20 protein-coding genes are annotated in these 21,429 nt (G+C 68.1%); 12 read left to right on the top strand and 8 right to left on the bottom strand.

Annotation, left to right across the window (positions count from 1 at the left end; genetic code table 11):
* Nucleotides 1–70 precede the first annotated feature (70 nt).
* The 8 genes from C6Y53_RS02760 to C6Y53_RS02725 all read left to right on the top strand — a co-directional run bounded on the left by C6Y53_RS02760 (nucleotide 71) and on the right by C6Y53_RS02725 (nucleotide 10,642).
* A complete protein-coding gene (locus C6Y53_RS02760) occupies nucleotides 71–949 on the top strand; it encodes a D-alanine--D-alanine ligase (RefSeq protein ID WP_425300345.1) in 879 nt (292 codons plus the stop codon).
* A complete protein-coding gene (locus tag C6Y53_RS02755; protein WP_106471027.1) occupies nucleotides 937–1,818 on the top strand; it encodes a cell division protein FtsQ/DivIB in 882 nt (293 codons plus the stop codon). The genes C6Y53_RS02760 and C6Y53_RS02755 overlap by 13 nt, the downstream gene beginning before the upstream one ends.
* Before the next feature lie 9 nt (nucleotides 1,819–1,827).
* Nucleotides 1,828–3,162, top strand: coding sequence for a cell division protein FtsA (gene ftsA, locus C6Y53_RS02750; RefSeq protein WP_106471026.1), 1,335 nt, complete (start codon nucleotides 1,828–1,830; stop codon nucleotides 3,160–3,162).
* A 185-nt stretch (nucleotides 3,163–3,347) separates the two neighbouring features.
* Entirely contained in the window at nucleotides 3,348–4,991 is a 1,644-nt protein-coding gene (gene ftsZ, locus C6Y53_RS02745) for a cell division protein FtsZ (RefSeq protein ID WP_106471025.1), read from the top strand.
* 208 nt (nucleotides 4,992–5,199) lie between these two features.
* Nucleotides 5,200–6,120: a UDP-3-O-acyl-N-acetylglucosamine deacetylase gene (gene lpxC / locus C6Y53_RS02740; protein ID WP_106471024.1), complete on the top strand. Its 921-nt coding sequence runs from the start codon at nucleotides 5,200–5,202 to the stop codon at nucleotides 6,118–6,120.
* Nucleotides 6,121–6,302: 182 nt separating this feature from the next.
* Nucleotides 6,303–7,166: an outer membrane protein assembly factor BamD gene (locus C6Y53_RS02735; protein WP_106471023.1), complete on the top strand. Its 864-nt coding sequence runs from the start codon at nucleotides 6,303–6,305 to the stop codon at nucleotides 7,164–7,166.
* A 39-nt stretch (nucleotides 7,167–7,205) separates the two neighbouring features.
* Nucleotides 7,206–8,855, top strand: coding sequence for a DNA repair protein RecN (recN, locus tag C6Y53_RS02730; protein ID WP_106471022.1), 1,650 nt, complete (start codon nucleotides 7,206–7,208; stop codon nucleotides 8,853–8,855).
* A gap of 101 nt (nucleotides 8,856–8,956) precedes the next feature.
* Nucleotides 8,957–10,642 (top strand): chloride channel protein, encoded by a 1,686-nt coding sequence (locus tag C6Y53_RS02725; protein WP_106471021.1) that lies wholly within the window; start codon nucleotides 8,957–8,959, stop codon nucleotides 10,640–10,642.
* A gap of 12 nt (nucleotides 10,643–10,654) precedes the next feature.
* Here C6Y53_RS02725 and C6Y53_RS02720 read toward each other — a convergent pair whose 3' ends face one another.
* From C6Y53_RS02720 to lgt, 8 genes are all read right to left on the bottom strand, one after another.
* Complete coding sequence (locus tag C6Y53_RS02720; RefSeq protein ID WP_106473925.1) at nucleotides 10,655–11,002, bottom strand: DUF427 domain-containing protein; 348 nt, start codon at nucleotides 11,000–11,002, stop codon at nucleotides 10,655–10,657.
* A 43-nt stretch (nucleotides 11,003–11,045) separates the two neighbouring features.
* A complete protein-coding gene (locus C6Y53_RS02715; RefSeq protein ID WP_106473924.1) occupies nucleotides 11,046–12,836 on the bottom strand; it encodes an aminopeptidase P family protein in 1,791 nt (596 codons plus the stop codon).
* A gap of 50 nt (nucleotides 12,837–12,886) precedes the next feature.
* Nucleotides 12,887–14,755, bottom strand: a complete 1,869-nt coding sequence (gene cobT, locus C6Y53_RS02710; RefSeq protein WP_106471020.1) for a cobaltochelatase subunit CobT — start codon at nucleotides 14,753–14,755, stop codon at nucleotides 12,887–12,889.
* The gene (locus C6Y53_RS02705; RefSeq protein ID WP_149615446.1) at nucleotides 14,752–15,258 is read right to left on the bottom strand and encodes a hypothetical protein; all 507 of its coding nucleotides are present in this window, start codon (nucleotides 15,256–15,258) and stop codon (nucleotides 14,752–14,754) included. The genes cobT and C6Y53_RS02705 overlap by 4 nt, the downstream gene beginning before the upstream one ends.
* Nucleotides 15,258–16,244 (bottom strand): cobaltochelatase subunit CobS, encoded by a 987-nt coding sequence (gene cobS, locus C6Y53_RS02700; RefSeq protein ID WP_106471019.1) that lies wholly within the window; start codon nucleotides 16,242–16,244, stop codon nucleotides 15,258–15,260. The genes C6Y53_RS02705 and cobS overlap by 1 nt, the downstream gene beginning before the upstream one ends.
* Nucleotides 16,245–16,353: 109 nt before the next feature.
* A complete protein-coding gene (gene pgeF, locus C6Y53_RS02695; protein WP_106471018.1) occupies nucleotides 16,354–17,109 on the bottom strand; it encodes a peptidoglycan editing factor PgeF in 756 nt (251 codons plus the stop codon).
* Nucleotides 17,106–18,185, bottom strand: coding sequence for a class I SAM-dependent methyltransferase (locus C6Y53_RS02690; protein WP_106471017.1), 1,080 nt, complete (start codon nucleotides 18,183–18,185; stop codon nucleotides 17,106–17,108). The genes pgeF and C6Y53_RS02690 overlap by 4 nt, the downstream gene beginning before the upstream one ends.
* Nucleotides 18,182–19,084, bottom strand: a complete 903-nt coding sequence (gene lgt / locus C6Y53_RS02685; protein ID WP_106471016.1) for a prolipoprotein diacylglyceryl transferase — start codon at nucleotides 19,082–19,084, stop codon at nucleotides 18,182–18,184. The genes C6Y53_RS02690 and lgt overlap by 4 nt, the downstream gene beginning before the upstream one ends.
* A gap of 122 nt (nucleotides 19,085–19,206) precedes the next feature.
* On the opposite strand from lgt, the gene C6Y53_RS02680 reads away from it, so the two are divergent.
* The 4 genes from C6Y53_RS02680 (at nucleotide 19,207) to C6Y53_RS02665 (ending at nucleotide 21,414) form a co-directional block, all read left to right on the top strand.
* Nucleotides 19,207–19,461, top strand: coding sequence for an accessory factor UbiK family protein (locus C6Y53_RS02680; RefSeq protein WP_106471015.1), 255 nt, complete (start codon nucleotides 19,207–19,209; stop codon nucleotides 19,459–19,461).
* Between the two features lie 258 nt (nucleotides 19,462–19,719).
* Complete coding sequence (locus tag C6Y53_RS02675) at nucleotides 19,720–20,220, top strand: type III secretion system chaperone family protein (RefSeq protein ID WP_106471014.1); 501 nt, start codon at nucleotides 19,720–19,722, stop codon at nucleotides 20,218–20,220.
* Nucleotides 20,221–20,255: 35 nt separating this feature from the next.
* The gene (gene proC / locus C6Y53_RS02670) at nucleotides 20,256–21,071 is read left to right on the top strand and encodes a pyrroline-5-carboxylate reductase (RefSeq protein WP_106471013.1); all 816 of its coding nucleotides are present in this window, start codon (nucleotides 20,256–20,258) and stop codon (nucleotides 21,069–21,071) included.
* Entirely contained in the window at nucleotides 21,064–21,414 is a 351-nt protein-coding gene (locus tag C6Y53_RS02665; RefSeq protein WP_106471012.1) for a tRNA-binding protein, read from the top strand. Before proC ends, C6Y53_RS02665 begins: the two co-directional genes overlap by 8 nt.
* Nucleotides 21,415–21,429 lie beyond the last annotated feature (15 nt).

Raw genomic sequence — 21,429 nt, 5'->3', positions numbered from 1 at the left:
AAGCCCGGCCTAATTCGAGGCGCTTGTTGTGGGTCAGTCGGGCAGGACGATCCCCAAGGTGGCGGTGTTGATGGGCGGACCCTCGGCCGAGCGCGAGGTGTCGCTGTCGAGCGGGCGCGAATGCGCCACCGCATTGAGGGGCGAGGGATACGAGGTCGTGGAACTGGACGCCGGGGCGGACCTGGCGGAACGTCTGCGCGCCGTTGCGCCCGACGTGGTGTTCAACGCCCTGCATGGACGCTGGGGCGAAGACGGCTGCGTGCAGGGGCTGCTGGAATGGCTGCGCATCCCCTATACCCATTCCGGCGTGCTGGCCTCGGCGCTGGCGATGGACAAGGAACGGTCCAAATCCGCCTTCCGCGCCGCCGGGCTGCCCGTGGTCGACAGCCTGATCGCGTCCCGCGAGGACGTGCGCGCCCGGCATGTGATGGCGCCGCCCTATGTGGTCAAGCCGAACAACGAAGGCTCGTCGGTCGGGGTCTACCTGGTCAACGAGGCCGCCAACGGCCCGCCGCAGCTGTCGGATGCGATGCCCGACAGGGTGATGGTGGAACGGTTCGTGCCGGGGCGCGAGATGACCACCACGGTGATGGGGGGGCGGGCGCTGGCGGTGACCGACATCTATGCCGATGGCTGGTACGATTACGACGCCAAGTACAAACCCGGCGGGTCGCGCCATGTGGTGCCCGCCGAGATCCCCGCCGAGATCACCGCGCTGTGTCTCGACTATGCGCAGCGGGCGCATGAGGCGCTGGGGTGCCGGGGTGTCAGCCGGACCGATTTCCGCTGGGACGAAAGCCTTGGCGCCGACGGGCTGATCCTGCTCGAGACCAACACCCAGCCGGGCATGACGCCCACCTCGCTGGCGCCGGAACAGGCGGCGGTGACGGGCACCGGTTTCGGCGCGCTGTGCCGCTGGCTGGTGGAGGATGCCTCATGCGACCGCTAGGCCAGCCAGCGCCGCGCGATCCGGCGCCGTCCCGGCTGCATTACCGGATGCAGCGATGGATGCTGACGCCGGGTATCCGGCTGACGCTGAAACTGGGGTTGCCGCTGGCGGTGGTGGCCGGCCTGACGGTGGCGGTTCTCGCCGACAGCCAGCGCCGCGACCAGATCGTGGCCTGGTCGGATGCCAAGTGGCAGGAGTTTCGCCAGCGTCCCGAATTCATGGTCGAGTTGATGGCCATCGACGGGGCCAACCCGGCGCTGGCCGACCATATCCGCGCCAGGGTGCCGGTCAGCCTGCCGGCGTCGTCCTTCGATATCGACCTGGCGGTGATCCGGGAACTGGTGTCGGGCATGGCCCCGGTGGACAGCGCCGCCGCGCGGATCCGCCCCGGCGGCGTGTTGCAGATCGACGTGACCGAACGGGTGCCCGCGGCGGTCTGGCGCGGCCCGCAGGGGCTGGCGCTGGTCGATGCGACCGGCGTGCGTATCGCCACCATCGCCAGCCGGGCCGACCACCCCGACCTGCCGCTGATCGCGGGCCGGGGCGCGCAGGACAACGTGGCCGAGGCGCTGCGCCTGACCGATGCGGCGGCGCCGCTGGCGCACCGGCTGCGCGGGCTGGTCCGGGTCGGGCAGCGGCGCTGGGACGTGGTGCTGGACCGGGGACAGCGCATCATGCTGCCCTCCGAGCGGCCGCAGCGGGCGCTGGAACGGGTGATCGCCCTGTCCGAGGCGCAGGACATGCTGGACCGCGACGTGGCGGTGGTGGATGTGCGGCTGGCCGAACGGCCCACCCTGCGGATGAGCGAGGGTGCCGTCACGGACTGGTGGCGCATTCGCGGTGTCGAGATCGAGAAAACGGATGGGTAACGACGTAACATGACCGAGCTTTACCAGACCCAGCGGGCGATGCGGCAGATGCGCCGGGCCGCGATGCAGCGGGGCGTCATCGCCATTCTCGATATCGGCACAACCAAGATTTCCTGCCTCGTGCTGCGCTTTGACGGCGCCCGCCCGCAAAGCGACGACAACTCGATCGGGGCGCTGGCCGGGCAATCCGGGTTCCGGGTCATCGGGGCCAAGACCACCCGGTCGCGCGGCGTGCGCTTTGGCGAAATCGAGGCGATGGCCGAAACCGAAAGCGCCATCCGCACCGCGTTGCAGGGCGCCCAGAAGATGGCCGAGCAGCGGGTCGATCATGTCATCGCCTGTTTCTCGGGGGGCGAACCGCGGTCCTACGGGCTGGACGCGTCGATCGATCTCGACGGGCAGGTGATCCGCGAAGCCGAGGTGGCGCAGGTGCTGGCCTCGTGCGACGTGCCCGATTATGGCCACGGGCGCGAGGTCCTGCATGCCCAGCCGGTGAATTTCGCGCTCGACAACCGGTCGGGGCTGGGCGACCCGCGCGGCCAGCTGGGTCAGAGCCTGTCGGTCGACATGCACATGCTGACCGTGGACGCGGGCGTGGTGCAGACGCTGGCGCGCTGCATCCGCCGCTGCGACCTCGAACTGGCGGGCATCGCCTCGTCGGCCTATGTCTCGGGGATCGCGGCGCTGGTCGAGGACGAACAGGAACTGGGGGCGGCCTGCATCGACATGGGCGGCGGATCGACGGGCGTGTCGATCTTCATGAAGAAGCACATGATCTTTTCCGATTGCGTCCGCATGGGCGGCGATCATGTCACCGGCGACATTTCGATGGGCCTGAGCATTCCGCTGGTCAAGGCCGAAGAGATCAAGACCCGCCATGGCGGCGTGCACGCGACGGGCATGGACGACCGCGACCGCATCGACCTGGGCGGCGACACCGGCGACTGGGAACATGATCGCCGCTCGATCAGCCGGGCCGAGCTGATCGGCATCATGCGCCCGCGCGTCGAGGAGATCCTCGAAGAGGTGCGCGCGCGGCTGGATGCGGCCGGGTTCGAGGCCCTGCCCAGCCAGCAGATCGTTTTGACCGGTGGCGGCAGCCAGATCCCCGGCCTGGACGGGCTGGCGGCGCGGATTCTCGGGCAACGGGTGCGGCTGGGGCGTCCTCTGCGCGTGCACGGGCTGCCGCAGGCGGCGACGGGGCCGGGATTCTCGGGCGCGGTCGGCCTGGCGCTGTTTGCCGCCTATCCGCAGGACGAATGGTGGGATTTCGAGATCCCGGTGGACAGATACCCGGCGCGATCCTTCTGGCGGGCGGTGCGATGGATCCAGAACAACTGGTGACCGCAACATGTCGTTGCCGGGTCGAAATCACGCGGGTTCCGGCAGAAAGTTGCCCATATTTTGCGGTGTTTTTGCGTTTTTTTGGTGACGTTGCTGCAATGTAACAGTAGGATTGGAGCAATGGACAAGAATTCAGCCCGCCGAACGGGTGGGCCGGCAGCACATAAAACAGGCGGACCAGACAGATGACACTCAACCTCTCCATACCGGGACAGCAGGACCTCAAGCCGCGGATCACCGTGTTCGGTGTCGGCGGGGCAGGGGGCAACGCCGTCAATAACATGATCGAGAAGCAACTCGACGGGGTCGAGTTCGTGGTGGCCAATACCGACGCGCAGGCGCTGGCGCAGAGCGCGGCCGAGAGCCGGGTGCAGCTGGGCGTGAAGGTGACCGAGGGCCTGGGCGCCGGGGCCCGCGCCAGTGTCGGTGCCGCCGCCGCCGAGGAAAGCATCGAACAGATCATCGACCACCTGGCCGGGGCGCATATGTGCTTCATCACCGCCGGCATGGGCGGCGGCACCGGCACCGGCGCCGCGCCGATCATCGCGCAGGCCGCGCGCGAACTGGGCGTGCTGACCGTGGGTGTCGTCACCAAGCCGTTCCAGTTCGAGGGCGCCAAGCGGATGCGCCAGGCCGAGGACGGGGTCGACAGCCTGCAAAAGGTGGTCGATACGCTGATCATCATTCCGAACCAGAACCTGTTCCGCCTGGCGAATGAAAAGACCACCTTTACCGAAGCCTTCTCGATGGCCGATGACGTTCTCTACCAGGGCGTCAAGGGCGTGACCGACCTGATGGTGCGGCCGGGCCTGATCAACCTCGACTTTGCCGACGTGCGCGCGGTGATGGACGAGATGGGCAAGGCGATGATGGGCACCGGCGAATCCAACGGCGAAGACCGCGCCAAGGAAGCCGCCGAAAAGGCGATCGCCAACCCGCTGCTGGACGAAATCAGCCTCAAGGGCGCCAAGGGTGTTCTCATCAACATCACCGGCGGTCACGACCTGACCCTGTTCGAACTGGACGAGGCCGCGAACTGCATTCGCGAACAGGTGGACCCGGATGCCAACATCATCGTCGGCAGCACCCTGGACACCGCGATGGAAGGCGCGATGCGCGTCAGCGTCGTCGCCACCGGCATCGACGCCAGCGAGGAATTGCTGAACACCCCGGTGCCGCGCCGCCCGCTCCGGGCACCCCTGGCGACCGAAACCGCGGCATCGGAGCCGGAACAGCAGCCGGCGGCCGCAGCCCCGGCCCCCGCGCAACCCGCGGCCCATGCTGCTTCCGTCGCTCCTGCCGCACATGAAGCGGTTGCCGAGGTCGCGGCAGAGCCCGCCCCAGCGACCACCCCAGCGCCCGCCGCCAGCGAACCGGGCCTGTTCGACAAGGTGGCCGATGCCCCGGCCCCGGACGTGTTCGATCCGATGACCGCGGGCCGCGACGATGTGGTGCGCACGGCGCGCCCCGAACCGGTTCCGCAACCGGCGGCCATCGCCGATGGCGGCCATTCGGGGGTTTCCCCGGCCGTTCGGGAGCGGCTGCTTCGGGCCGTCAACAAGGTGCCGCCGGGCTATGAACCGCAGCAGGCCGCCACCGCCGGCGCGGGTCAGGCCGATGCCGTCGATGCGGCCCAGCACGGGGATCGCCAGCGGTTCGGGATCAATTCGCTGATCAACCGGATGACGGGTCACGCCGCCGATACCCCGGCCGAACGGGCACAGCCGCCCATGCGCGGCGGTGACGCTACGGCACCCGATCAGGTCCGTGGCGACGCGGATCAGGACCGTATCGAGATCCCGGCTTTCCTGCGCCGCCAGGCCAACTGAGCCAGTCACAATTGCTGTTCCAGACGGCCGCATTCTGCGGCCGTTTGTTGTTTTGGGTCAGTGTGTTACGGGGTTGTGCGCGATGTCTTGCCCGATTGTTACGGGGATGTTTCAATTGGTTGCAAAGATTGAGTTGAGCGGGGGCGATACCTCGACTACCTCGTTGGCGAGCCGGTAGCAGACCGGTCCCGTCATGCGAGGTTGCCCCGTGCAGAACACGCTCAAAGCCCCGGTTGTCTTCGAAGGTGTCGGCCTGCATGGCGGCGCGCCTGCCAGGCTGGTGCTGCGTCCGGCCGCCGCCGGTCACGGGATCTGGTTTCGCCGCACCGATATCCGCATCGGCAACGCGATGATCCCCGCGCAGTGGGATTTCGTCGAACGCTCGCCGCTCTGCACGCGGCTGATCAACGAGGCGGGCGTATCCGTGTCCACGGTCGAGCATCTCATGGCGGCGCTGGCCGGGTGCGGCGTTCACAACGCGCTGGTCGAAATCGACGGACCCGAGGTGCCGATCCTCGATGGCTCGTCGGCGCCCTTCGTGCGCGGCATCATGGAACGGGGATTGCGGCGTCTGGATGCGCCTGTCGTCGCGGTCGAGATCCTCAAGCCGGTCACGGTCGAAAAGGACGGCGCCCGGGCGACGCTGCTGCCGTCGCAGGATTTCGTGATCGAGTTCCATATCGATTTTCACGACGCGGCGATCGGCCGGCAGTCGAAATCGCTGAACATGTGCAACGGCACCTTTGCGCGCGAGCTGTGCGACAGCCGCACCTTCTGCCGCAAGGCCGATGTGGACGCGATGCATGACCAGGGGCTGGCACTGGGCGGCTCTCTGGACAACGCTGTGGTGGTCGATGGCGACGACGTGCTGTCGCCGGGCGGGTTCCGTCACGCGGATGAAGCGGTGCGCCACAAGATGCTGGATGCGCTGGGCGACCTGGCCATGGCCGGCGGGCCGATCCTGGGCCGCTATGTGGGCGAACGCGCCGGTCATTCGCTGACCAACACACTGCTGCGGGCCCTGTTCGACACGCCGGGCGCGGCGCGGCTGGTCGTGTGCGACGCGGCCACCGCCGCCCGCCTGCCCGGTGCCGGCCTGGCCTGGGCCGAGATCCCGCAGGTTGCCTGACCGGCGGTGACGATGATACCCAAGCCGAACGGCGCGGAGGCACTCCGCGCCGTTCGCGTGTCGCGGCCTTTGCGACAACGGCGCACATCACGGTCGTTAAAGCGTTTTGCACCGGAAACGAATGTGCTAGACCGGGCCGCAAACCGGGTGCAGACCCGGCGCATCTACGGGGTAAGTCGAGTATGAAGGGCGGTATAATCAACCGGTTCGGCCGCATCGCCGCGGCGCTGCTGGTCGCGAGTCTGCCGGTGTTTCTTGCCGCCTGTTCCGGCAAGAACGCCAATGTCACGCGGGAACTGAATCTCGAAACCTTCACCCCCGACCAGATCTATGAGCGCGGCGAATACGAACTGGCCCGCGGCAAGAGCGACGAGGCGGCCTATTACTTCTCGGAGGTCGAGCGGCTCTATCCCTATTCGGACTGGGCCAAGCAGTCGCTGATCATGCAGGCCTTTGCCTATCACCAGGCCACCGACTATGAAAACAGCCGCGCCGCCGCGCAGCGGTATATCGATTTCTACCCCACCGACGAAGACGCCGCCTATGCGCAATATCTGCTGGCGCTGAGCTATTACGACCAGATCGACGAGGTCGGCCGCGACCAGGGGCTGACCTTCCAGGCGCTGCAGGCGCTGCGCACGGTGATCGAGGTCTATCCCGACAGCGAATACGCCAATTCGGCGATCCTGAAATTCGATCTCGCCTATGACCATCTTGCGGGCAAGGAAATGGAGATCGGGCGCTATTACCTGCGGCGCGGCCATTTCACCGCCGCCATCAACCGGTTCCGCGTCGTGGTCGAGGATTTCCAGACCACCACCCACACCGCCGAGGCGCTGCACCGGCTGGTCGAGGCCTACATGTCGCTCGGGCTCTATGACGAAGCGCAGACGGCGGGCGCCATTCTCGGCTATAACTACCAGTCCACGGACTGGTATCAGGACAGCTACAAGCTGCTGACCTCGCGCGGGCTGAAACTGAAGGCGCGCGGCAACAACTGGCTGAGCCAGATCTACCGCCAGTCGCTCAAGGGGGAATGGCTCTAGGAGGCGGTGGGGTGAAACCCCACCCTACGGGGCAGGCGGATGCTGCGCAGGCTTGAAATTCGCGACATGCTACTGATCGACCGGCTGGACCTCGAGTTCCGGCCGGGGCTGAACGTGCTGACCGGCGAGACCGGCGCCGGCAAGTCGATCCTGCTCGATTCGCTGGGCTTCGTCCTGGGCTGGAAGGGGCGCGCCGATATCGTGCGGCGCGGCGCCGGGCGCGGCGAGGTGGTCGCGCTGTTCGAGCTGGCGCCGGATCATCCGGTGCGGGCGATACTGGACGAGGCCGGGTTGCCCGGCGGGGATGAGCTGATCCTGCGCTGCGTGAAACCGGCCGATGGGCGGCGGTCGTCCTTTGTCAATGACCGCCGCGTGTCGGGGGATGTGCTGCGGGCGCTGTCGGAGACGCTGGTGGAACTGCACGGGCAGCAGGACGATCGCGGCCTGTTGAACCCGCGCGGCCATCGGGCGCTGCTGGATGCCTTTGGCGGGCTCGACCCCGCGCGTGCGCAAACCCGCGCGGCCTGGACGGCGCAGCGCGAGGCGGCCCGCGCACGCGAAGCGGCGCAGTCCCGGCTCGACGCGCTGCGGGCCGAGGAGGAGTATCTGCGTCATGCGGTCGATGAGCTAGACCGGCTCGACCCGCAACCGGGCGAGGATGCCGGGCTGGACGGCCGCCGCCGCGCCATGCAGGCGGCCGAACGGATCCGTGACGATGTCGCCCGCGCCGCCGCGCTGCTGGGCGGCGATGGGGCCGAGGGCGCGATGAGCGAGGCGATGCGCTGGCTCGACGGGGTGACCGCCGATGCGGACGAGGCGCTGGAGGCCCCGCTGGCGGCGCTGAACCGGGCGATGATCGAACTGGGCGAGGCGCAGTCCGGGGTGGACCGGGCGCTGGACGCGATGCGGTTCGATCCCGGCGAACTGGAGACCGCCGAGGAACGGCTGTTCGCGATCCGGGCGCTGGCGCGCAAGCATGATGTCGCCCCCGACGAGCTGGGCGGGTTCGCCGATACCCTGCGCGACCGGCTGTCGGCGCTCGATGCCGGGGTGACCGGGCTGGCCGACCTGGCCGCCGCCGAGGACGCGGCGCAAGCCGCCTATGACGCGGCCGCCGGTTCGCTGAGCGCGGCACGGGCCACCGCGGCCGGCGGGCTGGATACGGCGGTCGCGGCAGAACTGGCGCCGCTGAAGCTGGACCGGGCGCAGTTCAGCACCCTGATCGCGCCGGCCGAGCCGGGGCCGGACGGGCGCGACGCGGTTGCCTTTACCGTGGCCACCAACCCCGGTGCGCCCGCCGGGCCGCTGGACCGGATCGCCTCGGGCGGCGAACTCAGCCGGTTCCTGCTGGCGCTGAAGGTCTGCCTGGCCGGGCAGGGCGGGTCGGTGACGATGATCTTTGACGAGATCGACCGCGGCGTCGGCGGGGCCACGGCGGATGCGGTCGGCCGCCGTCTGGCGGCGCTGGCGGCGGACGGGCAGGTCCTGGTGGTCACCCATTCGCCGCAGGTCGCGGCCCGCGCGGCGCATCACTGGCGCGTGGCCAAACAGGTCGAGAACGGCGACACGGTGTCGACGGTGGCCGCGCTGGGCGATGCCGGACGGGTCGACGAAATCGCCCGCATGCTGGCCGGTGACAGCATCACCGACGAGGCCCGCGCCGCCGCCCGCGCCCTGCTGGAGGGCTGACACGGCCCGTAGGCCACACCCGTGCACCCATCGCCCCGCGATCCCTTTTCCCGCCGGGGGGCAGCGCGTATGCAGGGCGGGTCATCCAGTAAGAGAGCGAGATGGCCGACCCGCTGCGCACATTCTTCGGCAACCAGATGCGGCAAGCCTCCGAGGCCTGCGGCCACGGCTGGCGGGTGCTGCGGCATCGCGGGCCGGGCAAGGTGCAGTTCTGGTTCATCGCGCTGATCATCGGCATCGCGGCGGGGTTCGCGGCGCTGGGGTTCCGGGTCGGGATCGACTGGCTGGAATCGACGCTCTACGGCACCCCCGACACCTACCGGCTGCATTCCCATGTCGAGAACCAGCCCTGGTTCCTGATCCTGACCCTGCCCATCCTCGGCGGGCTGGCGGTGGGGCTGATCCTGCACCGGTTCACGCCTGACGGGCGGGTGCGGGCGGTCGCCGACGTGATCGAGGGCGCGGCGATGAACAACGGGCGGGTGGAAACCCGCGCCGGGCTGGCCTCGGCGCTGGCATCGCTGATCACGCTGAGCTCGGGCGGGTCCTCGGGGCGCGAAGGGCCGGTGGTGCACCTGGCCGGTGTCGTTTCGACCTGGGTCTGCCGCCGGATCAATGCCGATGGCGTGACCGGGCGCGACCTGCTGGGCTGTGCCGTCGCCGCCGCCGTGTCGGCCAGTTTCAACGCGCCCATCGCCGGGGCGTTGTTCGCGCTCGAGGTGGTGCTGCGCCATTTCGCGGTGCATGCCTTTGCGCCGATCGTCATCGCCGCCGTGGCCGGGACCGTGATCACCCGGATGACCTTCGGGTCGTTGCCCGAGTTCCTGCTGACATCGCCCGGCGCCCTGCAATTCTATGTCGAACTGCCCGCCTTCCTGATCCTCGGCCTGATCTGCGGCGTGGTCGCGGCGATCCTGATGCGAGCGATTTTCCTGGCCGAGGACGTGGGCAATTACGTGCAGGACTGGATCGGCCTGCCGGGCTGGCTGCGTCCGGCCCTGGCCGGGGCGCTGCTGGGAGGGCTGGCGATCTGGTATCCGCATATCATCGGCGTCGGCTATGAAACCACCTATCTCGCGCTGGCCGGGCAGCTGCTGCTGGGGCAGGCCGTGCTGTTCGCGGTGTTCAAGACCGTGGCGGTGGCGATCACCTTCGGGGGCCGGATGGGCGGGGGCGTGTTTTCACCGTCGCTGATGGTCGGCGCGCTGACCGGGCTGGCCTTTGGCTGGATCGCCACGGGGCTGGTGCCCGACATGTCGGGATCGCAGACGCTCTATGCCTTTGCGGGCATGGGCGCGGTGGCGGCGGCGGTGCTGGGGGCGCCGATATCGACCACGCTGATCGTCTTTGAACTGACCGGGGACTGGCAGACCGGCCTGGCGGTGATGGTGGCGGTGTCGCTGTCGACCGCGCTGGCCTCGCGGCTGGTGGACCGGTCGTTCTTCCTGACCCAGCTCGAACGCAAGGGGGCCCATGTGGCGGCCGGGCCGCAGGCCTATCTGCTGGCCCTGTTCCGCGCCTCGTCGGTGATGCGGCCGCTGGACGATCCCCGGTCGCCCGACCCCGAGACCTGCGCCGCGATGATCGCCGCCGGAACCTGCGTGTCATCGGGCGCGACGCTCGAGGCGGCGCTGCCGATGTTCGAGCGCGAGGATATCGCCTTTCTGCCGGTCATACGCGAAGACACCGAAGGCGGTCCGGTCTGGTGCGGCACGCTCTTTCATGTGGATGTGCTGAAGGCGTATAACCGCGCGCTGGCCGAAACCGCGGCCGAGGAACATTCCTGACGCGCGGCGCCGTCAGAGCCGTTCGACCGTGACCGCGTCGCCGGTGCGAAACGCCAGGTGCCCGGCGATGCGGTCCACCGCCTCGTGCGGGGTGTCATAGCTCCAGGCCGCGTCCTCGATGCGGCCCGATCGCGTGACGATGGTGAAAAAACCTGCATCGCCCTTCTGCGGGCAATGGGTGGTCGTGTCGGACCGGTCGAGAAACGCCATCGCGATGTCGCCGCGCGGGAAATAGATCACCGGGGGGCGGTCGCCTTCGCTCAGTTCCAGCGCCGCGTCGCTTTCGCCCAGTACCGCGCCGCCCGTGCGCACCACCCATTTCCCGGGCGCGCGCCTGATCCTGATGTGATTGCCGGCCATCATCCGCTTCTCTCCCCCCTCAAACCGTCAGCCCCCCGGATGCTCAGATTGGCATCGTGGCGGCATCCAACCAGATTTGCGCGGGTTTGCCCACCCGCGGGCCGATCAGGTCGGCGACGTCGCGGTGATAGGCGTTCAGCCAGTCGCGTTCGGCCGCCGTCAGCAGGTCGGCGACGATCAGGCGGCGGTCGATCGGGACGAAGGTCAGCGTGCGCCAGTCCATCATCGCGCGCTCGGCATCGCCGCCGGGCAGGGGCCGGGCCTCCTGCGCCACCAGCAGGTTCTCGATGCGGATGCCAAAGGCGCCTTCGCGATAATACCCGGGCTCGTTCGACAGGATCATGCCGGGCTCCAGCGGCACATGGCTCAGGCGGCTCAGCCGCTGCGGACCCTCGTGCACGCTCAGATAGGCGCCGACGCCGTGACCCAGCCCGTGGTTGAAATCCTGACCGGCCAGCCACAGCGGCACCCGGCCCACCGCTTCGATGTCGCGCCCGGCCAGCCCGTTGGGCCAGCGCAGCCGGGACATCGCGATCATGCCCTGCAACACGCGGGTAAAGGCGGCGCGTTCCTCATCGCCCGGCGTGCCGATGGCGATGGTGCGGGTGATGTCGGTGGTCCCGTCCAGATACTGCCCGCCGCTGTCCAGCACCAGCAGATGGCCGTCTTCCAGCACGCTGTCGGTGGTCTCGGTCACGCGGTAATGGATCACCGCGCCGTTCGGCCCGGTGCCCGCGATGGTTTCAAAACTGATATCGCGCAGCGCGTTGTCGCGGCGGCGTTCGGCCTCCAGCCGCGTGACCACCTGCGTTTCGCTCACGCTGCCCGGCGGCTGCGCGTCGAGCCAGGCGAGCAGTTCGACCATCGCCGCCCCGTCGCGCAGATGCGCCGCCGCCGCCCCGGCGATCTCGGCACCGTTCTTGCGCGCCTTGGGCAGGGCGCAGGGATCGTCGCCGAAGGCGGCGCTTTCGCCCAGCCGGTCTGCGACGATCTGCGGCACCGATTGCCGGTCGATCCGCACCGGCCCCGGCAGCGTCCCGAGAAATGCGAGAAAGGCGGACGGGTCGTGGCGGGTTACCGCCGCGCCGAGATGGCCGTCCAGCCCGTCGAGCTTGGCCGCCTCCATGAACAGCGCCACCGTGCCGTCGTCATGCAGCACGGCAAAGCCGTGGGCCACCGGGTTATGCGCGATGTCCGATCCGCGCAGGTTCAGCAACCACATGATCGAATCCGGCTGGCTCAGAACGGCGGCGCGATGCCCCGCCCCGCGCAGGTCGGCGGCAAGCCGGGCGCATTTCTCCGCCGCCGCCTCGCCGGCAAACTCCAGCGGATGCGCCCGCGCCGGTGCCAATGGCGGCGCCGGCTGATCGGGCCAGATCCGGTCCACCAGGTTGGCGCAGCGCACCAGTTCGATGCCGGTGCCCGCGAGCCCGGCCGCGGCCTTGTCGATCTGCGCCACCGTATGCAGCCAGGGATCGAACCCGACCCTGCCGCCATCCGGCAACTGCCCGGCCAGCCATTCGGCGAGATCCGTTTCCGGCCAGTTCACCGGGGTGAAATCCCGCGCCACCTGGGCCTTGACCTGGGTGCGATAGCGCCCGTCCACGAACACGCCCGCCATATGGCGCAGCGCGGCACAGAACCCGGCGGACCCGGTGAACCCGGTCAGCCAGGCCAGCCGCGCATCGCGTGGCGCGACATATTCGCCCTGATGCGCATCCGCACGCGGCACCAGGAAACCGTCCAGCCCCTCCGACCCCAGCTCGGCACGCAGCGCCGCCAGCCGTGGCGGGCCCTGTTCCGGCAGGGCGGTCACTTCGAATGTCTGGAACACCGGCCCGTCCTTCATCTTGCCAAATAAACTCTCGCCGAAGGCAGGCCGGCCTAGCCGGCCTTCCTGATCCCCATCACCCGCGCCCGCGCGCGCGGATCGGAATCGAACAGCGCGGCCAACTGTTCGGTCATCGCGCCGGCCAGCTGTTCCACATCGGTGATGGTCACCGCCCGATCGTAATACCGGGTCACGTCATGGCCGATGCCGATCGCCAGCAGTTCCACCAGCTTGCGTTTCTCGACCATGGCGATCACGTCGCGCAGGTGTTTCTCGAGATAGTTCGCCGGGTTCACGCTGAGCGTGGAATCGTCGACCGGCGCGCCGTCGGAAATCACCATCAGGATCTTGCGTTGTTCGCGCCGCATCAGCATCCGCCGATGGGCCCATTCCAGCGCCTCGCCGTCGATGTTTTCCTTGAGCAGACCTTCCTTCATCATCAGGCCGAGATTGTCCCGCGACCGCCGCCAGGGCGCATCCGCCCCCTTGTAGACGATGTGGCGCAGGTCGTTGAGCCGCCCCGGCTGCTGCGGGCGGCCTTCGTTCAGCCAGGCCTCGCGCGCCTGCCCGCCCTTCCAGGCGCGGGTGGTGAACCCGAGGATCTCGACCTTGACCGAGCACCGTTCCAGCGTGCGGGCCAAAACGTCGGCGCAGATCGCGGCGATCGAGATCGGACGCCCGCGCATCGAGCCGGAATTGTCCAGCAGCAGCGTGACCACCGTGTCGCGGAACTCGGTGTCCTTCTCGACCTTGAAGCTCAGCGGCGTGGTCGGGTTGGCCACCACACGGGCCAGCCGCCCGGCATCGAGGATGCCTTCCTCGCGGTCAAACTCCCATGACCGGTTCTGCTGGGCCTGCAAACGCCGTTGCAGCTTGTTGGCCAGCCGCGACACCGCCCCCTTCAACGGCTCCAGCTGCTGGTCGAGATAGGCGCGCAGCCGTTCCAGCTCGGCCGGTTCGGCGAGATCCTCGGCGGCGACCTCTTCGTCGTGATCGGTCAGGAACACCTTGTAGTCGGGATCGGCCTCCGAGACCGGCGGCGGCGGCGGAGGCTCGAGCGGTGCCTCGCCATCGGGCATCTCGGTATCCTCGACCATGTCCTGGTCGGCCTGGTCCTCCATCGAGACCTGGGCCTGCGCCTGGTCCTGGCTGTCGTCCTGGCTCTGCTCAGGCTCGGCGTCGGCATCCTCGGGATCTTCCTGCCCGGTGCTGTCGGGATCGGGCTGTTCCTCGGCGTCGTCCTCGCCCTGGTCCTCGGCGTCGTCGTCCTGGTCGGGATCGTCGCCCAGCTGGTCGCCATAGCCCAGATCGGTGATCACCTGCCGGGCAAAGCGGGCGAAGGCGGCCTGGTCCGAGAGGTTCTCGGCGACCTGTTCCAGCGTGCCGCCGGCCTGTTCCTCAATGAAGCCGCGCCACAGCTCCAGCACGTTGCCGGCGCCGCCGGGCATGGCGCGGCCGGTGGCGAGGTGGCGGATCATGTAGCCGGCGGCCACGGGCAGCGGCGCGTCGCCCGCCCGCGTGATCCGGTCATAGCCGCGCCGGGTGGCGTCGGCGGCGATCTTGGCGTCGATGTTCCCGGCGGTGCCGGGCATGTCGCGCGCGCCCATCGCCTCGCAGCGGGCGGTTTCCATCGCCTCGTAGAGGTCGCGCGCCATGTCGCCCGGCGGGGCATAGCGGGCGTGGACGGCATCGTCGTGATACTTGTGCCGCAGCGCCAGCGCATCGGCGGTGCCACGGGCCAGCAGCACCTCTTCGCGGGTCATCCGGCGGCTGACCTGCGGCAGCCGCATCGCCTCGCCCGAGAGCCCCGACGGATCGACCGAATAGCTGACACTCAGATCGGGATCGTCGGCCATCACCTTGGTGGCCTCGGCCAGCGCCTTCTTGAACGGGTCGGCGGGGTTGTCGTTCGGCTTCTTCATTGCTTCAACCGGTAGTATTTGCGGAAAGGTGTCATCTTTTGTTTGGGCACATAGTGAGTGCGCCCAAATCCATCCTTAGCCGCAAATCGAGTAACGGACCTAAAGTCCTCGGGAGATTCTACCAAGTAAAGGTTTTTCGCCGAACCAGCCTCCAGCAACATAGGCCCCCCCGTTCCGATTGCCATGCCAACACTGTCTATAGGCCAATTGGTATAGAAACGAGGTATGCATATTTGCTTCTTGCCGTTCCGGTCTCGTTGTTCGATTTCGCCGAACACTTGGGTGATCCTGACTGGCACAAAGCCAAGATTTTGAATTTCAAGGTGATTAACGGTCTTTCCTTGGCCGCCTAATGCCATGCTCGTGCCAATGCTCATTCGCACCGGAGGTTTAGGATAGATGAATTTCGACCAGACGTTCCAGCCAAGCGAAAATAGTGAAATCGTAGCAGACCCAAGACTGACTATCAGAGCGTAGTCAGCAGTTGACCACGTCTCACTCATCACCCCAGGCTCGCGCTGGCCGCGCTTTCCGGCAGTTCCTCGTCGAAACAGCGCTGATAGAACTCGGCCACGGTCTGGCGCTCCAGCTCGTCGCATTTGTTCAGGAACGACAGCCGGAACGCGTAGCCCAGGTTGCGGAAGATCTCGGCATTCTGCGCCCAGTTGATCACCGTGCGCGGGCTCATCACCGTGGACAGGTCGCCATTCATGAAGGCGGTGCGGGTCAGGTCCGCCACGGTCACCATCTGGGCCACGGTCTTGCGGCCCTTCTCGGTGTTGTAATGCGGCGCCTTGGACAGAACGATCATCGTTTCCGCGTCATGGGACAGATAGTTCAGCGTCGCCACCAGCGACCAGCGGTCCATCTGGGCCTGGTTGATCTGCTGGGTGCCGTGATACAGCCCGGTGGTATCGCCCAGGCCAACCGTGTTGGCGGTGGCGAACAGGCGGAAATAGGGATGCGGCGTGATGATCTCGTTCTGGTCCATCAGCGTCAGCTTGCCGTCATGTTCCAGCACCCGCTGGATCACGAACATCACGTCGGCGCGGCCGGCATCGTATTCGTCGAACACGATCGCGGTCGGGTTGCGCAGCGCCCAGGGCAGGATGCCTTCGTGAAACTCGGTCACCTGCTTGCCGTCGCGCAGCTTGATCGCATCCTTGCCGATCAGGTCGATGCGGCTGATATGGCTGTCGAGGTTGACGCGCACGGTGGGCCAGTTCAGCCGCGCGGCGACCTGTTCGATATGGGTCGACTTGCCGGTGCCGTGGTAGCCCTGGATCATCACCCGGCGGTTGTGGGTGAAACCGGCCAGGATCGCCAGCGTGGTGTCGGGGTCGAACTTGTAGGTCGGGTCGAGATCGGGAACCCGCTCCGAGCGGTCGGCAAAGCCACGCACCACCATATCGCTGTCGATGCCGAACACGTCGCGGACGTGGATATCTTCGGTGGGTTTCGCGTTGATGTCCATTGCGCCGTCGGCCATGCCTGTCATCCTTCATCCGAGCCAGCCCGGCCCGCTGGCCGAAGCCCGCTCGTGATGCACCAGACGGAAACCGAGGGCAAGGGGAATGGGCGGGGCCGCGGCGATCCGCTCAGAGCCGTATGACCGAGATCAACCGCCCGTAATCGGCCTCGCCCGCATGGGTGGTGCGGCGGTAGGAATAGAACCGGTCCGCGTCGCCATAGGTGCAGTGCCGCGTCCATTCGGCCCGCCCGATCCCGGCGCGGCGCAGGCGGTGCAGGCCATAGCCGGGCAGGTCGAACAGCAGCCGGTCGCCAGTGCCGTTGGCAAAGAACCGGCTGTTATCCGCATCCTCGGCCAAGAAGTCGTCGAGAAACTCGGGGCCGACCTCGTAGGCGCGCTGGCTGATCGCGGGACCGATCACCGCCGTGGTCGTGGTGCGGCTGGCGCCGAGGGCCTCCATCGCGTCCAGCGTGGCGTCGAGCACCCCGTCCAGCGCGCCGCGCCACCCGGCATGGGCGGAGCCGACGACACCGGCCTGCGCGTCGGCGAACAGGACCGGCTGGCAATCGGCGGTCAGCACGGCCAGCGCCAGCCCCGGCCGGTCGGTCACCAGCGCATCGGCGCGGGGGGGATCGGCCAGCGGCCCGGTCACGGTCACCACATCGGCGGAATGGACCTGATGGACCGAGACCAGCGCGTCGGGCGCGACCTCCATCGCGTCGGCAACGCGGCTGCGGTTCAACGCGACCGCCTCGCGCTGGTCCGACGATCCGGGGCCACAGTTCAACCCGGCAAAGACGCCGGACGAGGCGCCGCCGCGCCGGGTGAAGAACCCGTGGCGGATCGGCGCGAGACTTTCGGAGGTGAGGATCTCAAGCGTCATGGTGCGGGCATCGGTTCCAATCCGGGCAGCGGCGCGGCCCCGTTCGGATAGAGGCCCAGCACCTTGAACAGGTTTCCCATTTCGTCGGGATGCGTCAACCGCCGATGCGCGGCGACGAGATCGTCCAGCGCCGCGCCGGCAAGCCCCTCTGCCAGCGCCTGCGCACGCGCGGTGATGCCGAGCCGTTCGAGGAAAACACCCTGCGATATCAGCGGGCTGGCGGCGCAGGCTGATGCGATTGCCGCCGCGGCCAGCGGTTCGAAATCGACATGCGCGGTCAGATCGGCGCTGCCCGGCGCATCCAGCGGATCGGTGAACCGGTGCGCACAAAGCGCCTGCAACGTGTCGCCGCGCGAGCGCCAGCCGCCGTAATCGACGATCAGAGCCGCGCCGCCATGCCCGGCGATTCGTGCGGCGATCTCGCCGGCCATGGGGGCGGCCGCGGGGCAGATCTCGACCATGTCGCCGTCGCCGGTATCGGCCAGCCGGTGCGCCAGGCCGGGCTGCGGCGCCGGGTCGGTGAGGCCGAAGACCAGCCGCCCGCCATCCAGCGCGATCCGTTTTTCACGCCAGCCGCCGCCATCGCGCAGGAACTGGCGAATCGGCAGCGCATCGAAGAATTCGTTGGCAACGAGGAACAGGGGCAGGTCGGGCAGCTGGTCCAGCCGGTCGAGCCAGCGCGGGGTGTGGTTTGACAGCCGCTCGGCCTGAATTTTGCGCAGGGTCGGCGAGGCCTCGATCAGCGTCACCTGTGCCGCCTCGGCAAAGCCCGGAACCGCGCGGGTGGCCCGCAGGATGTCGGCCATCAGCGTGCCGCGCCCCGGGCCGGGTTCGGCCAGCACGAACGGCGCCGGGCGGCCCTGGTCCAGCCATGCCTGCGCCAGCGCCAGCCCCAGCAGCTCGCCGAAGATCTGGCTGATCTCGGGCGCGGTGGTGAAATCGCCCGCCGCCCCCAGCGGGTCGCGGGTGGCGTAATAGCCGTGTTCGGGATGCAGCAGGCAGTCGGCCATGTAGTCGGCAACGGTGATCGGACCGGTTTCGCTGATCCGCGCGGCGATCAGGTCGCGCAGCGTCATGTCCGGGTCCCGCGCGCCCGCAGGATCAGCCACAGGCCCAGGGCGATCATCGGCAGGGACAGGCACTGGCCCATGGTCAGACCCCATCCATTCACATGAAAAGCGAGCCCTAACGGGTTGTCAGGCGTAACGAATTGCGCGTCCGGCTGGCGCGCGAACTCGACCATGAACCGGGCCAGCCCGTAGCCGGCGAAGAAGGTGCCGCTGACGAGGCCGGGCCGTTTCAGCGCCCCGCGCCGCCAGACCATGACCAGCAGGACGATGCCCAGCAGCAGGCCTTCGAGCGCCGCCTCGTAGAGCTGCGAGGGATGCCGGGCGCACAGGCCGGCGGTCATCTCGGCGGCCATGTTGCCGCAGGCCTGCGCCTCGGGGCCGGGAAAGATCACCCCCCAGGGCAGGGTCGTCGGGCGGCCCCAGAGCTCGGCATTGACGAAATTGGCCAGCCGCCCCAGCAGCAGGCCGGGCGGCACCGCATGGGTGACCAGATCGGCCAGGGTCAGGGCGGCGATGCCGTGCCGCCGCGCATGGATCCAGGCCGCCAGGACCACGCCCAGCAGCCCGCCGTGAAAGCTCATGCCGCCCTGCCAGACCATCAGGATCTCGGCCGGGTGCGCCAGGTAGTAGGCGGGTTGATAGAACAGCACGAAACCCAGCCGCCCGCCGAGGATCACGCCGAGGATGATCCAGGTCAGCAGGTCCTCGATCTGCGCCGCCGTCATCGGCGGGGTATCGGCCGGCCACAGGGACGGGCGCCGCAGCGCCGCCACCGCCAGCCGCCAGCCGATCAGGATGCCGACGATATAGGCCAGCGCATACCAGCGCAGCGCGAAGTCCATCCCGAACAGGCTGATCGAGAACAGTTCGGGCGACAGATCGGGGAAACGGATGGCAGCCTGCATGCGCGGCTCTTGCCCTTGCGGGCCATTCAAAGTCAACCGGCCAAAACCGACCGGCCAAAACCCACCTTGCCGACCGCGCCGCCGCCGCCCATATAGAGAACGACGCGACACGGGAGAAACACATGCAGACCCGCAACAAGATCTTCGACGACATCTCGCAGCTGATGACCAACGCGATGGGCGTGGCGCAGGGCGCGCGGGACGAGGCGGAAACCGCGATGAAATCGATGATCGACCGCTGGCTGGCCGATCGCGATCTCGTCACCCGCGATGAATTCGACGCCGTGCGGGCCATGGCGGTCAAGGCGCGCGAGGAAAACGACGCGCTGGCAGCCCGTGTCGCCGCGCTGGAAGAGGCGTTGAAAAAGTCAGGTTGAACGCCGGACGGCACCTGCCCGTATTCAGGGCAAAAACTCCGCGATTTTCCCGAACCGCGCCGATATTTCGGCGCGGTTTTCTACTTATACACAATTTATTGAGGCTCCCCCCAAAATAGGGGGTTGCCAGACATAAGCCTCGCGGCGCACCATATCTGGTATGGGACCGGGGGATCGCCCCGGCCTGTTGAGCAGGCAGCTAGCGCTTGGGGAGCTGCCATCCCGATGCGCTAAAGCTGAAACAAGCGAGGTGGCATCATGGCACTTTCCGAGCAGTACCTGGAAGACGACATTCACCCCATCGACATCGTCGAACATCTGGCCGAGAACCACGACTGGGATTTCGACCGGCTGGGCGAGGACCAGATCGCGATGGCGGTCGAAGGCCAGTGGCGGACCTATTCCCTGACGCTGGCATGGTCGGGCTATGACGAAACCCTGCGCCTTGTCTGCACGTTCGAACTGGACCCGCCGGAGGATCAGCTCCCGCGGGTCTATGAACTGATCAACCTGATCAACGACCAGTGCTGGACCGGTGCCTTCACCTATTGGAAGGACCAGAAGCTGATGGTCTGGCGCTACGGGCTCGCGCTGTCGGGCGGGCAGGTGGCCGGTCCCGATCAGATCGACCGGATGATCGCCGCCGCCGTGGGCGGGGCGGAACGCTACTACCCGGCGATCCAGCTGATGGTGTGGGGCGGCCGGAGCCCGAAAGAGGCGATGCAGGTCGCCATTGCAGAGGCTTACGGGCGCGCGTAAACCCTTGCCCTGAACCGACAGGGGGAGGGGCAATCATGGACATGTCGCGGGTCGCCGATCGCGGGCTGGTGCTGTTGGGATGCGGCAAGATGGGCTCGGCGATGCTGGCCGGCTGGCTGGAGGGCGGGTTGCCCGCCGCGTCGGTCTGGGTGATCGACCCGGCGCCGTCGGACTGGCTGCGCGCGCAGGGCGTGCACCTGAATGCGGACCTGCCTGCCCGGCCCGCCATCGTCCTGGTGGCGGTGAAGCCGCAGATGATGGGGGCGGCGTTGCCCGCGATCCGGGCGCTGGGGTCAGGCGACACGCTGTTCGTTTCGGTCGCGGCGGGCACCACCATCGCCACGTTCGAACAGGTGCTGGGCGCTGACACCCCGGTGATTCGCGCCATGCCCAACACGCCGGCCGCCATCGGGCGCGGCATCACCGCGCTGATCGGCAATGCGTGCGCGGATGCCGCCGACATGGACCTGGCCGAGACGTTGCTGTCGGCGGTCGGGCAAACCGTGCGGCTGGACAGCGAAAGCCAGATGGATGCGGTCACCGGCGTCAGCGGGTCCGGCCCGGCCTATGTGTTCCACCTGATCGAAACGCTGGCGGCGGCGGGCGCGGCGCAGGGGCTGGACCCGGACCTGGCGATGCGGCTAGCCAAGGCGACCGTGGCCGGGGCCGGGGCGCTGGCCGAGGCGGCGGACGAGGATCCCGCGCGGCTGCGGGTCAATGTCACCAGCCCCAACGGCACCACGCAGGCCGCGCTCGAGGTGCTGATGGACGACAAAACCGGGTTCCCGTCCCTGCTGAACCGCGCGGTGGCGGCGGCGACGCGGCGCAGCGAGGAACTGTCCCGTGGCTGAGATCGGGTTCGATGATTTTCTCAAGGTCGATATCCGGGTGGGCGAGGTGGTCCGCGCCGAGCCCTATCCCGAGGCGCGCAAGCCCGCGATCAAGCTGTGGATAGATTTCGGCGCGGAACTGGGCAAAAAGAAATCCTCGGCCCAGATCACGGCGCATTACGCGCCTGACGACCTGATCGGCAAACAGGTGCTGGCGGTGGTGAATTTCCCGCCGCGCCAGATCGGGCGGTTCATGTCCGAGGTGCTGGTGCTGGGGCTTCCCGACGACGGCGGCGAGATCGTGCTGATCGGCCCGGATGGCGCGGTGCCGGCGAACGTGCCGCTGGGCGGGAGGCTGCATTGACGCGGATCTGGATCA

Source organism: Pukyongiella litopenaei (assembly GCF_003008555.2).
GTDB lineage: Bacteria > Pseudomonadota > Alphaproteobacteria > Rhodobacterales > Rhodobacteraceae > Pukyongiella > Pukyongiella litopenaei.
This window is presented reverse-complemented; position numbering and strand designations above follow the sequence as displayed.